Source organism: Pseudomonas sp. BMW13 (assembly GCF_013357275.1).
GTDB lineage: Bacteria > Pseudomonadota > Gammaproteobacteria > Pseudomonadales > Pseudomonadaceae > Aquipseudomonas > Aquipseudomonas khazarica.
The window spans coordinates 1-12,782 of sequence record NZ_SUKD01000026.1; the positions used below are offsets into that span (position 1 = coordinate 1).

Here is a 12,782-nt window from a genome sequence, read left to right on the forward strand (position 1 = left end):
CAACGCGCACTTCTGGCTGGCCACCATCGGCACCGTGCTGTACATCGCCTCGATGTGGGTCAACGGCATCACCCAGGGCCTGATGTGGCGCGCGGTCAACGAGGACGGCACCCTCACCTACTCCTTCGTCGAAGCGCTGGAGGCCAGCCACCCCGGCTTCGTGGTGCGCCTGGTCGGCGGCCTGTGTTTCCTCAGCGGCATGCTGCTGATGGCCTTCAACACCTGGCTGACCCTGCGCGCCGGCGAACGGGCCACGCAGCCTGCGCCGGAGGTCGCTCATGCCCGCTGAGGCCTGGGGGATACTCGCGCTGCTGCTGTTCTACCTCGGCGTACAGATCAGCCTCGGTCGAGCGACGCAGCGCGAGCTCGACGAAGCGACCATGCTGCCCTTCGTCGACGACCCCGAAGTGGCGCGCCGGGTGGAACGCGACACCGGGCGCAGCACCAGCGGCTGCGCCTGCCCGGGGGCCTGCGACGGACGTTGCGAGCACCTCGGGGAGCGCCTGCTGTAGCGCCTCAGACCCACTGATCGTTGCGCTTGCGGCGCACGCGCAGCATGGTCGGCAGGATCAGGCCGAGCAGCAGCCCGGCACCGGCGATGCTGCCGCCGTAGGCCATGTAGCGCATCAACGCCTGCTGCTGTTCGTTGCCCAGTTGCGCCTGGGCATCGCGCAGCTGCGAGCGCGTGGTGGTCAGCTCGGCATCCAGCGCGCTGCGCGCGGCCTGCAGTTCCTCGATGAGCTGCTTGCGCGAGTCGAGGGTCTCCTGCATGCCCTGCACGCGCGCCTTCCAGGCGTCGTCGATGCCCTTGAGCTCGGCGCTCAGGTCGGCGACCTTCTGCTCCAGCTGCGGCAGGCGCTCGGCCTGGCCGGGCACCGACTGCAGGTCACGACTGGGAATCCACACCGCATTGCCGCTGGCGCCGCGTACCTGGCTGTAGTCGCCCTGGGTACGCAGCAGCTCCACCTTCTCCCCGGACGTCAGCGTGCCGACGATGCGGTAGCCGTCGGTGGGGCCACTGCGCACATAGGTGTTGAGGCTGTTGCTGACCCAGCGCTGATTGCCGGCGGTCTCTTCGGCGTGCAGCAGGGTACTGCCGAGCAGCCCCCCGAGCAGCAGGCAGGCGCCCAGGGCACGGGTGTGGAGCGGAGCGATGCGACAGGAGAAATGACGGGATAAAAGCATGGGAGGATCTTCACGTGGCAGTCAGACGGACCCGGCGAGCGGGATGGGCGATGACGGCGAGCACGGCAAACGCGCTGCAACACGATACGAGCAGAATCTGCGACGAAGACGCCACACTAGCGGCAATTAGCCATCTACCCCTCCCCGTTCGGGCCGACAGCAGACAGACATTGGCGGACGGCTTCGAGTTCACTCGCCGCTGACGATGAACGATGGACGCAGCAGCGCTTCAGCCGTTGTGGCGCTGGACGAAGGCGCGAAAATCCGCCAGCGGCATCGGCCGCCCGAGCAGGTATCCCTGGAACTGGTTGCAGCCGTTGCTCGCCAGAAAGTGGCGCTGCGCCTCGGTTTCCACGCCTTCGGCGATCACCGTCATGCCCATGCTCTGGCCGAGGGCGATGACGCTGCGCACGATGGCCTCGCTGTTGGCATCGCTGAGCACGTCGCAGACGAACGAGCGATCGATCTTCAGCTTGCTCAGCGGCAAACGCTTGAGATGGCTGAGGGAGGAGAAGCCGGTGCCGAAGTCATCCAGCGAGAAGCGCACGCCACGCTCCACCAGCGCCGTCATCTTGCGCGTGAGGTCCTCCATGTCGTGCACGATCAGCGTCTCGGTCAGCTCCAGTTCCAGGCGCTGCGCGTCGATCCGGTGCCGCTCGATCAGCCCGGCGATCTCGGCGACGAAGCTGTTCTGCGAGAACTGCTTCTGGCTGATGTTCACTGCCAGGTCGATGTCGCGGTACAGCGGCTCGTCCTGCCACTGGTGCAGCTGCTCGGCGGTCTGTTCCAGCACCCAGTGGCCGATGGGGATGATCAGCCCGGTGTGCTCGGCGTGGTCGATGAACTCCCCCGGCGCCAGCAGGCCGCGCTGCGGATGCAGCCAGCGAATCAGCACCTCGGCGCCGATCACCCGGTTGGCGCCGTTCAGTTGCGGCTGGTAGTGCAGGACGAACTGGCGCTCGCGCACGGCAGCGCGCAGGTCCCGATCCAGCTCGGAGCGCTCGGCGGTGTCGGTCTGCAGGATGTGCAGCAGGAAGAAGAACATCAGCATGGCCACCAGCGCCTGCACCCAGGAGCCAACCACGCGCACCCCGTCCGGCAGCGCATGCAGGTCGGTCGGCCGCCAGGTGGAGGCCGCCAGCGCGACGAACAGCAGCAGGCAGAACAGGGAGATGCCGTAGCGCAAGCCCATGGGCTCGTCGCGAAACGCCATCAGCGCCGCCACGGCCATCGGCAGCAGGTACAGGTGAGTGGCGCGCGGCGCGGCGAGCGTGGGCGGGTCGAGCAGCAGGGTCGAGGCAACCACGACCACCAGCAGTGCGCCGAACAGCACCAGGTTGGCGCTGAGCGCCCGGTTGCGCAGGGTCAGGAGGAAGACCGCCACGCCGCTGAGAATGATCGCCAGGTCCATCAGGGCGATGGCCGTGTAGCCGTGCGAGAGAAAGAACAGCCCCCAGAACACCCCCATCCCGACCATGACCAGGCTGGCCAGCATGCGCATGCGCCGCTCGCGGCGCTGACCGACCAGCGCCAGGTCCGCGCCATGCCAGAGCTGGCGGACACGTTTGCCGAAGATCGAGAGTGATGGCATGGGAAAGTCCTTGAGCGATCACTCTCATTCTTGAAGCTGCTGGGCCGAATGCAAGTTTCGGCACCGCTTCAGTAGCGCCAGTGTTCCTTGCTGGCCAGGCGTTCGGCGAGAAAATCCAGCAGCAGACGCATGGCCGGCAGCATCTGCCGGCGACTGCCGTAGAGCGCGTGGATGCCCAGCTCGGGCGAGCGATAGTCGGGCAGCAGCTGCACCAGCCGGCCCTCGCGCAGCAGCGCCTCCACCGAATACAGCGGCTGCAGGCTGACGCCAGCGCCGGCCAGCGTCGCCTCCAGCAGCACCATCGACTCGTTGGCGCTGAGGCTGCCGGAGACCGACACCGCAGTCGCCTCGCCCTGGTGCGCGAACTCCCACAGGCTGCGGCCGAAGTAGGCGTAGGCCAGGCAGTTGTGCCGGGTCAGGTCCTGCGGATGCTGCGGCGTGCCCTGGCGCGCCAGGTACGCCGGGGCGGCACACACCACCGAACGACATACCGCCAGGTGCCGGGCGATCAGGTTGGGGTCGAGCTGGTTGGTGATGCGCAGCGCCAGGTCGATGCGCGCCTCGACCAGGTTGACGGCCTCGCTGCCGATCAGCAGGTCGATGTTGACCTGCGGGTAGCGGCTGGTGAAGTCGTGCAACGCATGCACCAGCCAGGCCTGGGCGAAGGACTGGCTGCTGGTGATACGCAGCGTGCCGCGCGGCACGGCGTCAACGCCCTGCCCCAGGGCCTGCATGCGCTCGGCCAGCGCCAGCATCTCGCGGCACTGCGGCAACATCTGCTCGCCGGCGGCCGTCAGGCTCAGCTTGCGCGTGCTGCGATGCAACAGGCGCACCCCGGCCCAGCCTTCCAGCTCGGCCAGGTAGCGCGAGACCATGGCCCGCGACATGTCCAGCGCCTCGGCCGCAGCCGTCTGGCTACCGCGCTCCAGCACCTCGACGAAAACCCGTGCCGCTGTCAGTCGATCCATAATTCGCTCGATTCGTGCAACAAACATGACCAGCTTACGGGGCTTTTCGCTCGCCAGGTAGCGCATAAGATGCGCCCCTCACCTGCCTGGAGAACACCATGTCCCTCACTTCCCGTTTCTTCGCCGGCCTCGGCCTGCTCGCCGTGGCGGCTGGCGCCCTCGCCCAGCCACTGACCCTGGACATCTACAACCCGCGCGAGAATGCCGTGTTCCCGGTCAGCTCGACCCTGATCAGCGGTGAGAAGGACGCCATCCTGGTGGACGCGCAGTTCTCCAACACCGAGGCCCAGGCCCTGGTCGAACGCATCCGCGCCAGCGGCAAGCGCCTGACCACCATCTTCATCAGCCATGGCGATCCCGATTTCTACTTCGGCCTCGATACCCTGACCCGCGCCTACCCCGACGCCAAGGTACTGGCCACCCCGGCCACCGTCGCCTACATCGAGAAGACCCGCGCGCCCAAACTGGCCTACTGGGGCCCGATCCTGAAGGACAGCGCCCCAGCCCGCACCCAGGTGCCCGAGCCCCTGCAAGGCAATGCGCTGGAACTCGAAGGGCAGCGCATCGAAGTGGTCGGTCACGACCCACAGCACACCAGCCTGTGGATTCCCGCCATCAAGGCCGTGGTCGGCGGCGTGCTGACCAGCGCCAATATCCACCTCTGGGTGGCCGATGCGCAGAGCGCCGAAGCGCGCCAGCGCTGGCTGAAATCCCTGGACGAACTCGAAGCGCTGCAGCCGACCACCCTGGTACCCGGTCACTACCTCGGCAAGCCGGCGATGGGCCTCGACGACCTGCGTTTCACCCGCGAATACCTGCTGACGCTGGAGCAGCAACTGCCCAAGGCCAAGGACAGCCAGGCGCTGATCGCCGCCATGCAGGCGCGTTATCCCCAGCTGCAGGATGACAGCAGCCTGGAGCTGAGCGCCAAGGTGCTCAAGGGCGAAATGCAGTGGCCATGAGTGGCCGCATCCTGATCTGTGGCGCCTCGCGCGGACTGGGCCTCGGCCTGGTCCGCGCGTTCGTCGAGGCGGGCTGGGAGGTGCTGGCGGTGGTGCGCGAACTGCGTCCGGCCAGCCCGCTGGACGCCCTGCGCACCCGCCACCCACAAGCGCTGCAGGTGATCGCCTGCGACCTCGCTCGCCTCGACGCGGCCAGCACCCTCGAAGCCGCCCTGCATGGCCGGCGCCTCGACTGCGCACTGTTCAATGCGGGGGTCTATGGCCCGGGCCACCAGGACCCGCGCCAGGCCCTGTTCGACGATGTCGGCCAGCTGTTTCTGGCCAACGCGGTGGCCCCGATCCGCCTGGCCCAGTGCCTGGCCGAGCAGGTGGCCGACGGTGGCGTGATCGCCTTCATGAGCTCGCAGATGGCCAGCCTGACGCTGGCACGTGCCGCCGACATGCCGCTGTACGGCGCCAGCAAGGCCGCGCTGAACAGCCTGCTGCGCAGCTGGCAGGCGCAACTGCCACGCCTGCCCTGGAGCCTGCTGGCGCTGCACCCCGGCTGGGTGCGCACCGACATGGGCGGTGAGGCCGCCCCGCTGAGCGTGGAGCAGAGCGCCAGTGACCTGCGCCAGGTGATCCTCGATCAACTCGGGCGTCGCCAGTGCGCCTTCCTCGATCATCAGGGCCAGTCACTGCCCTGGTGACGCCCCGCCACACGCCTGCCCGTGCCTCGCCCGAACGAGGCACAGGGTCTTCGACGCTCCCGCCCCGCCGCCCGCACAACCTCACTGCATTCGCACACAGCTATACAATTCTTTTACAAAACTAGATTTTGTACATATATTGAATAGCAACATGTCTCATGGACGCCGTACCGGGCGCCCGTGAACGCTCGAACTCGACACGCTGCGCAATCCGGCAACCCTCTTCTCCCCCCTTTCCTGGTTGCCGGATTTTTTTATTCATCGCCCGTTGCCGCCGGGCCACTCGCTGCACGGCTGGACGCGGCCACCACCAGCCCCGGAGGAAGCGCCCATGGCGACCTCGCTTCGACCGCTGCCAGCAGCCCTCCTGGCGCTGCTCCTGCTGGCCTGCGTCACCGCGCCGGCCTGCGCCCAGGGCAGCTGGCGTGCCCAGGTGCCACAGGCGACCCTGATCGGCAGCGGCGACTTCAGCTGGTTCGGTTTCTCGGTATACAACGCCAAGCTGTGGAGCCCGGTGGCGCAGGTGGACTTCTCGCAGCCCTTCGCCCTGGAGCTCACCTACCGGCGCCGCATCAGCCGCGACACCCTGGTGGACACCAGCCTCGACGAAATCCGCCGCCTCAACGGCGAGCCGCTCGATCGCGAGCAGCAGGCAGACTGGGTCCGGCAGATGCAGCAGGCCTTCGTCGACGTCGAGGACGGCACGCGCATCACCGGCGTGTTCCTCCCCGGCCGGGGCTGTCGCTTCTACGTCAATGGCCAGCTGCAGCACGTCATCGAGGATGACGAGTTCGCCCGCGCCTTCTTCGCCATCTGGCTCGACCCGCAGACCCGCAGCCCGAAACTGCGTGCCGCGCTGCTCGGCCTCAACCGATGAGGAGTGCCATGAGAACGCCTGCCATCCTGCTCGCCTGCCTGCTGCTGGTCAGCTGCGGCCAGGTTCCCGTCGAGCGCTACGCCGACCAACGCCCCGTACTGGACCTGCCCACCTTCTTCAGCGGTCCGGTACAGGCCTGGGGCATGTTCCAGGATCGTTCCGGCGAAGTGATCAAGCGCTTTCACGTCGACATCGACAGTCGCCGCGACGGCGACAGGCTGATTCTCGACGAGCGCTTCCTGTACAGCGACGGCACGCGCCAGCGCCGGGTCTGGACCCTCACCCCGGACGGCGCCGGGCGCTGGCTCGGCAGCGCCGACGACGTGGTCGGCCAGGCCGTCGGCGAAGTCGCCGGCAACGCCCTGCGCTGGCGTTATCACCTCAACCTGCCGGTGGATGACAGCACCTACGTCGTCTACTTCGACGACTGGATGTACCTGATGGACGACGACACCCTGATCAACCGTTCCAGCATGAGCAAGTTCGGCATCGAGCTGGGCCAGGTCACGCTGTTCTTCCGCCGCGCGGCGGCCACACCATGAACACGCCACTGCTCGGCAGCCTGGGGACGCGCTACAAGGCGCTGGTCATAGGCGCCAGCGGCGCCCTCGGCCAGGCCTTCTGCCAGCTGCTGCGCGCCGACGCCCACTGCGCCAGCGTGCGCGAGCTGAGCCGTGGCAGCTCACCGGCGCTGGACCTGGAAGCCCCGTCCAGCATCGCCGAGGCCGCCGCTGCGCTGGCCGATGAAGGGCCCTATCAGCTGATCGTGCATGCAGCCGGGCTCCTGCATCGCGCCGGCGTCGCCCCGGAAAAGAGCCTGGCAGCCATCGAGGCCGAGGCGTTGCAGGCGGTGTTCCAGGTCAACGCCCTGGGGCCCGCGCTGGTGCTGCGGCACTTCCTGCCGCTGCTCGACGCGCAGGGCGCCATGGCCATGCTCTCGGCCAAGGTCGGCAGCATCGGCGACAACCGCCTGGGCGGCTGGTATGCCTACCGTTCGTCCAAGGCGGCGCTGAACATGCTGATCAAGACCGCGGCCATCGAACTGGCGCGCAGCAAACCCAGGGCGCGCCTGCTCAGCCTGCATCCCGGTACGGTGATCTCCCCTCTGTCGCAGCCCTTCCGTGGCGCGCTGGCGGCTCGCCCGGCCGAGCAGGCCGCCAGGGAGCTGCTGCGGGTGATCGACAGCCTGGGAGCGGAGCACAGCGGCAGCTTCCATGCCTACGATGGTCAGCCGCTGCCCTGGTAGGGCGAGCTACGAGCCACCGAACAGATCGAAGGAGTCGAGCAGGCGCCAGGCGATTTCCGGCGTCTTTTCCATGGCCCGGCGAATCGCGGCGGGGATGCTCTGCCGGGTCTTGCGGCACAGCCCCGGATGCGCCTCGAAGTGCATGTGGATGCCACGCATGCTGCGCACCTCGCCATGGCTGGGCTCGATCTGCAGGCGAATGCCCAGCTGTTCGTACATGCGCTGCTGCATGCGCTGCAGGTCCTCCAGACTCTGCAGGCTCTCCAGGCGCTCGAGCAGGCGCTGCTCCTCCTGCCGGGTCAGCAGCAGCACACGCGTATCGGCGCCCGGCAACGCCAGCAGCTCATCGCGCTGACAGTCACAGGCACCCGGCGGACAGGGGTTACGCAGAGGCAGGGGTGAATTCATGCCCCTGATCATAGCCATAGCCAGGCGCGCTGCCCATCCACGCCCATCGGCCGGCTTGCCAGCGTGGCAGACTTCGTTAAGCTCACAGCATTCCCCCTCGATGCAAGGATGAACACCATGTTGCGCTTCACCACGTTCGCCGCTGGCCTGCTGCTCTCGGCCAACGTCTTCGCCCTGTCCCTCTCCGACCTGAGCCAGCAGGACGCCAGCGGCGGCCTGAAGGACGCACTGATCCAGGGCGCCCAGGTGGCGGTCAAGCAACTGGGCACGCCCGGTGGCTTCAGCAACAATCCCGACGTGCGTATCGAACTGCCGGGCAAGCTCGGCAAAGCCGCCAAGACCATGAAGATGATGGGCATGGGTGCCCAGGTCGAACAGCTGGAAAGCAGCATGAACAAGGCCGCCGAGGCCGCCGTGCCGCAAGCCCAGGCGCTGCTGGTCGATGCCGTGAAGAAGATGACCGTGGCCGACGCCAAGGCGATCCTCAGCGGCCCGCAGGACTCGGCCACGCAGTACCTGAACAAGAGCAGCCGCGAGCAGATTCGCGCCAAGTTCCTGCCCATCGTCAAGCAGGCCACCGACCAGGTCGGCCTGGCCCAGCAGTACAATGCCTTTTCCGGCCAGGCCGCCAGCTTCGGCGTGGTCGACGCCAAGAGCAGCACGGTGGAAGGCTACGTCACCGAACAGGCGCTCGATGGCCTGTTCGAGATGATCGCCAAGCAGGAAGCCAGCATCCGCGAAAACCCGGCCGCCGCCGCCACCAGCCTGGCGAAGAAGGTGTTCGGCGCGCTCTGAGCCAACCCGGCGCCTGCGACGCCCCGCAACGGGACGTCGCAGGCCCTCAGCCCACCGCGCGCAGCCAGGCGAGCAGCTCGCTCGCCAGTGAATCCTCTGCCGGAGCCGCCGGCAGGTACAGGCAGTAGCGCGAGCCATCGCCGAAGAACCCCGACGGCGCCGCCAGAACGCCACTGCGAATGTCATCCTGCACCAGGTGCCAGGGGCCGATGGCGACCCCCAGCCCGGCGACCGCCGCCTGCAGGCTGAAGTAGAAGTGCTCGAACACCTGCCCGCCCTGCGCCTTGACGGACTGTCCGGCAGCCTGCGCCCAGGCGCTCCAGGCCGTGGGCCGGGTGCGCGTATGCAGCAGCGGCGCCGACGGGCGCAACTGGCCCTCGGCGGTGAACCATTGCTCGACCCTGTCCGTGCGGCACACCGCCGCCACCTGCTCCTCGAACAGCGGTTCGCGGTGGTAATGCGCCGGGCAGGGAAAATCGTCGCGACGAATGGCCAGGTCGATCCCCTGTTCGAAGGAAAAACCGCCGCCGCCCGCCACCAGATGCATGGGCAGTTGCGGATGGCGCGCCTGGAACTCGCTCCAGCGCGGGATCAGCCAGCGCATCAGCAGGGTCGGCTCGCAGGAGATCACCAGTTGGCGTCCGCGCCGGGCCCTGGCGCGCAGTTCAGCGACCGCCTGCGCCATCACCGCCAGCCCCTCCTCCACGGCCCGGGCCAGCTGCCGCCCCTCGTCGGTGAGAAACACACGCTGCCGGCGCCGCTCGAACAGCGTCACCTCCAGCTCGGCCTCGAGCAGGCGCACCGCGCGGCTGATGGCACCGGGGGTCACGTGCAACGCCTCGGCCGCACGGGCGAAGTGCTCCTCGCGCGCCGCTGCCGCAAAGCAGCGCAGGGCCGTCAGCGAGGGCAGGCGGGCGCCAGAAGATGACGATTCAAACTCACGATATGCATCAGAAATCATCGTTACAGGCCCATGCAGCAAACGAGGAAAATATAGGTGTTAACTAACCGAGAGACACCATACCTCATGAGCGAATGGATAGTTGTAATCACCATCACCCTGCTCGCCTGCATCAGTCCCGGCCCGGACTTCGCGCTGGTCTGCCGGCAATCGCTGATGCTGTCCCGGCGCGCCGGCCTGTTCACCGCTGTCGGCATCGGCCTGGGCGTGCTCGTGCACGTGGCCTACACCCTGCTCGGCCTCGGCCTGCTGCTGCAGCAGTCCGCCTGGCTGTTCACCCTGTGCAAGTTCGCAGGCGCCGGCTACCTGCTCTACCTGGGGCTGCGCATGCTGCGTAGCCGCCCCGAGGAACAGCAGACGAACAGCCCGGCGCTGGCCGTCGACGCCTTCGCCGCCCTGCGCATGGGCTTCCTCGGCAATGCACTGAACCCCAAGACATCGCTGTTCATCGTCAGCCTGTTCATGGGCGTGGTCAGCCCGCAGACCTCGCTGGCCAGCCAGTTGGGTTATGGCGCATTCATCGCCATCGCCCATGTCGTCTGGTTCGCCCTGGTCGCCCTGGGCCTGTCGGCGCAAGCCGTGCGGCTGCGCCTGCTGGCCATGCGGCAGCGCATCGAGCAACTGTTCGGCACCTTGCTGGTCGGCTTTGCCCTGTGGCTGGCCACGACCTCGCAACCACGCTGAGGCCATGAAAAAGCCCCGCCGGGCTTGTGGCCGGGCGGGGCTTTCGTTTGCCGTTGCCGGTCAGGCGCAGGCGGCTTGCATCTGGCGATGCGTATCGATGAGGTGCTGCACCACGCCAGGATCGGCCAGCGTGGAGATGTCGCCGAGTGCAGCGTATTCGGCGGTAGCGATCTTGCGCAGGATACGGCGCATGATCTTGCCCGAGCGGGTCTTCGGCAGACCTGGCGCCCACTGGATGACATCCGGCGTGGCGATCGGGCCGATTTCCTTGCGCACCCAGTTCTTCAGTTCCTGACGCAGCTGCTCGGACGGTTCCTCGCCCGCGTTCAGGGTCACGTAGACGTAGATGCCCTGGCCCTTGATGTCGTGCGGTACGCCGACCACCGCGGCCTCGGCCACCTTGTTGTGGGCGACCATGGCGCTCTCGATCTCGGCGGTGCCCATACGGTGACCGGAGACGTTGAGCACGTCGTCGACACGCCCGGTGATCCACCAGTAGCCATCCTCGTCGCGACGGGCGCCGTCGCCGGTGAAGTACATGCCCTTGAAGGTCTTGAAGTAGGTGTCGACAAAGCGGTCGTGGTCACCGAACAGGGTACGCGCCTGACCCGGCCAGGAGTCGATGATCACCAGGTTGCCTTCGGCCGGCCCGTCGATGATGTTGCCCAGGTTGTCCACCAGCGCCGGCTGCACGCCGAAGAACGGACGCGCGGCGGAACCTGGCTTCATGGCGTGGGCACCCGGCAGCGGCGTCATCAGGCAGGCGCCGGTTTCGGTCTGCCACCAGGTGTCGACGATCGGGCAACGGCTCTGGCCGACGTTCTCGTAGTACCACTGCCAGGCTTCCGGGTTGATCGGCTCACCGACCGAACCGAGAAGGCGCAGGCTGGAACCGTCGGCGCCTTCCACGGCAGCCTTGCCCTCGGCCATCATGGCGCGGATGGCGGTCGGCGCGGTGTAGAGGATGTTGACCTTGTGCTTGTCGACGATCTTGGCGACACGGGTCACGTCCGGGTAGTTCGGGATGCCCTCGAACATCACGGTGGTGGCGCCATTGGCCAGCGGTCCGTAGACCAGGTAGCTGTGGCCGGTGACCCAGCCGATGTCGGCGGTGCACCAGAAGACCTCGCCCGGACGGTAGTCGAACACGCGCTCGTGGGTCAGCGAGGCGTACACCAGGTAGCCGCCGGTGGTGTGCAGCACGCCCTTGGGTTTGCCGGTGGAACCGGAGGTGTAGAGGATGAACAGCGCTTCCTCGGCGCCCATTTCCTTCGGCGCGCAGACGCTGCCGGCGACCTTCATCAGGTCTTCGTACCAGATGTCGCGGTGCTGGTTCCACTTGATGCTGCCACCGGTGCGGTTGACCACGATGATCTTCTGCACGCTGTTGGTTTCCGGGTTGGTCAGCGCGTCATCGACGTTGGCCTTCAGCGGCACCTTCTTGCCGCCGCGCACGCCCTCGTCGGCGGTGATCACCACCTTGGACTTGCAGTCGATGATGCGACCGGCCAGCGCCTCGGGCGAGAAGCCACCGAACACCACGGAGTGGATGGCACCGATACGGGCGCACGCCAGCATGGCCACCACGGCTTCCGGGATCATCGGCATGTAGATGGTCACCACGTCGCCGCGGTGGATGTCCTGGCCGCGCAGGGCGTTGGCCAGCTTGCACACCTGCTCGTGCAGCTCGCGGTAGGTGATTTCCTTGTGCTCGGACGGATCGTCGCCTTCCCAGATGATCGCGATCTGGTCGCCGCGCTCTTCCAGGTGACGGTCGAGGCAGTTGTAGGACACGTTCAGGGTGCCATCGGCGTACCACTTGATATCGACATGGTGGTCGTCGAAGGAGGTCTGCTTGACCTTGGTGTAGGGCTTGATCCAGTCGATGCGCTGGCCCTGCTCGCGCCAGAAACCCTCGGGGTTGACCACCGACTGTTGGTACATGGCCTTGTAGGTGGCCTCGTCGGTCAGTGTCCGCGCGGCCACTTCGGGGCGCACAGGGTAAAGAGACGCAGCACTCATGGAATCACCTCGGTGGGTAGTTGTTTTTGTATGCTGCCTTTTGTATCTCCCGACCCTTCGTGAGGCCATTCGACCATGGTCTTACCGCTCTAAGACCATGGTCTCGAGGCCCTGCCCTGCAGGTGTCGAGCCCATGCGGCAGCGTCATGCACCGTTCGACACGACGCGCATCGACAGCGTTCCTCGCGTTTCGTCAGGCGCATGCCCCCGCGCCGGCGGGTCCACCGAGCGTTGCCCTTGCGCACTGCACGCCCGCCGAAAAAAAGCCCGGCACAGGGCCGGGCGCAGAGGTAGACGCGGTATCGTCGGTGGTCCTAGCTCATGCCCAGCCAGTTCGGCAGGGCCATGGACACGGCCGGGATGTAGGTGATCACCAGCAGGAAGCTGATCAGCA

15 protein-coding genes are annotated in these 12,782 nt (G+C 67.1%); 9 read left to right on the forward strand and 6 right to left on the reverse strand.

Going from position 1 to position 12,782, the window contains the following annotated elements; genetic code table 11:
• Nucleotides 1–289, forward strand: a 289-nt coding sequence (locus tag E4487_RS19325; protein WP_175254144.1) for a cbb3-type cytochrome c oxidase subunit I, incomplete at its 5' end; no start/stop codon positions are given.
• Nucleotides 279–512: a cytochrome Cbb oxidase CcoQ gene (locus E4487_RS19330; RefSeq protein ID WP_037057372.1), complete on the forward strand. Its 234-nt coding sequence runs from the start codon at nt 279–281 to the stop codon at nt 510–512. The genes E4487_RS19325 and E4487_RS19330, both read left to right, overlap by 11 nt.
• Before the next feature lie 4 nt (nt 513–516).
• Here E4487_RS19330 and E4487_RS19335 read toward each other — a convergent pair whose 3' ends face one another.
• The 3 genes from E4487_RS19335 to E4487_RS19345 all read right to left on the reverse strand — a co-directional run bounded on the left by E4487_RS19335 (nt 517) and on the right by E4487_RS19345 (nt 3,744).
• Entirely contained in the window at nt 517–1,185 is a 669-nt protein-coding gene (locus tag E4487_RS19335; RefSeq protein WP_175254145.1) for a TIGR04211 family SH3 domain-containing protein, read from the reverse strand.
• A 229-nt stretch (nt 1,186–1,414) separates the two neighbouring features.
• Nucleotides 1,415–2,776, reverse strand: coding sequence for an EAL domain-containing protein (locus E4487_RS19340; RefSeq protein ID WP_175254146.1), 1,362 nt, complete (start codon nt 2,774–2,776; stop codon nt 1,415–1,417).
• Nucleotides 2,777–2,844: 68 nt separating this feature from the next.
• Entirely contained in the window at nt 2,845–3,744 is a 900-nt protein-coding gene (locus E4487_RS19345) for a LysR family transcriptional regulator (RefSeq protein WP_175254147.1), read from the reverse strand.
• Nucleotides 3,745–3,842: 98 nt separating this feature from the next.
• On the opposite strand from E4487_RS19345, the gene E4487_RS19350 reads away from it, so the two are divergent.
• The 5 genes from E4487_RS19350 (at nt 3,843) to E4487_RS19370 (ending at nt 7,518) form a co-directional block, all read left to right on the forward strand.
• Nucleotides 3,843–4,706, forward strand: coding sequence for an MBL fold metallo-hydrolase (locus tag E4487_RS19350; protein ID WP_037057380.1), 864 nt, complete (start codon nt 3,843–3,845; stop codon nt 4,704–4,706).
• The gene (locus E4487_RS19355; RefSeq protein ID WP_218953016.1) at nt 4,703–5,395 is read left to right on the forward strand and encodes an SDR family oxidoreductase; all 693 of its coding nucleotides are present in this window, start codon (nt 4,703–4,705) and stop codon (nt 5,393–5,395) included. The genes E4487_RS19350 and E4487_RS19355 overlap by 4 nt, the downstream gene beginning before the upstream one ends.
• Nucleotides 5,396–5,726: 331 nt before the next feature.
• The gene (locus E4487_RS19360; protein WP_134677438.1) at nt 5,727–6,272 is read left to right on the forward strand and encodes a chalcone isomerase family protein; all 546 of its coding nucleotides are present in this window, start codon (nt 5,727–5,729) and stop codon (nt 6,270–6,272) included.
• 8 nt (nt 6,273–6,280) lie between these two features.
• Nucleotides 6,281–6,814 (forward strand): DUF3833 domain-containing protein, encoded by a 534-nt coding sequence (locus tag E4487_RS19365; protein WP_037057385.1) that lies wholly within the window; start codon nt 6,281–6,283, stop codon nt 6,812–6,814.
• Entirely contained in the window at nt 6,811–7,518 is a 708-nt protein-coding gene (locus tag E4487_RS19370) for an SDR family NAD(P)-dependent oxidoreductase (RefSeq protein WP_175254148.1), read from the forward strand. The genes E4487_RS19365 and E4487_RS19370 overlap by 4 nt, the downstream gene beginning before the upstream one ends.
• 6 nt (nt 7,519–7,524) lie before the next feature.
• On the opposite strand, the gene E4487_RS19375 is transcribed toward E4487_RS19370, so the two are convergent.
• Nucleotides 7,525–7,926 carry a hypothetical protein gene (locus tag E4487_RS19375; protein WP_037057389.1) on the reverse strand — a complete coding sequence of 134 codons (402 nt, stop codon included), beginning with the start codon at nt 7,924–7,926 and terminating at the stop codon, nt 7,525–7,527.
• 117 nt (nt 7,927–8,043) lie between these two features.
• Here E4487_RS19375 and E4487_RS19380 point away from each other — a divergent pair, with 117 nt between their 5' ends.
• Nucleotides 8,044–8,721 (forward strand): DUF4197 domain-containing protein, encoded by a 678-nt coding sequence (locus tag E4487_RS19380; protein ID WP_175254149.1) that lies wholly within the window; start codon nt 8,044–8,046, stop codon nt 8,719–8,721.
• Nucleotides 8,722–8,767: 46 nt separating this feature from the next.
• Here E4487_RS19380 and E4487_RS19385 read toward each other — a convergent pair whose 3' ends face one another.
• Complete coding sequence (locus tag E4487_RS19385) at nt 8,768–9,682, reverse strand: LysR family transcriptional regulator (RefSeq protein WP_150605886.1); 915 nt, start codon at nt 9,680–9,682, stop codon at nt 8,768–8,770.
• Between the two features lie 66 nt (nt 9,683–9,748).
• On the opposite strand from E4487_RS19385, the gene E4487_RS19390 reads away from it, so the two are divergent.
• Nucleotides 9,749–10,366 (forward strand): LysE family translocator, encoded by a 618-nt coding sequence (locus E4487_RS19390; protein WP_150605888.1) that lies wholly within the window; start codon nt 9,749–9,751, stop codon nt 10,364–10,366.
• Between the two features lie 60 nt (nt 10,367–10,426).
• Here E4487_RS19390 and acs read toward each other — a convergent pair whose 3' ends face one another.
• Nucleotides 10,427–12,388, reverse strand: coding sequence for an acetate--CoA ligase (acs, locus tag E4487_RS19395; protein ID WP_047592968.1), 1,962 nt, complete (start codon nt 12,386–12,388; stop codon nt 10,427–10,429).
• Nucleotides 12,389–12,782 lie beyond the last annotated feature (394 nt).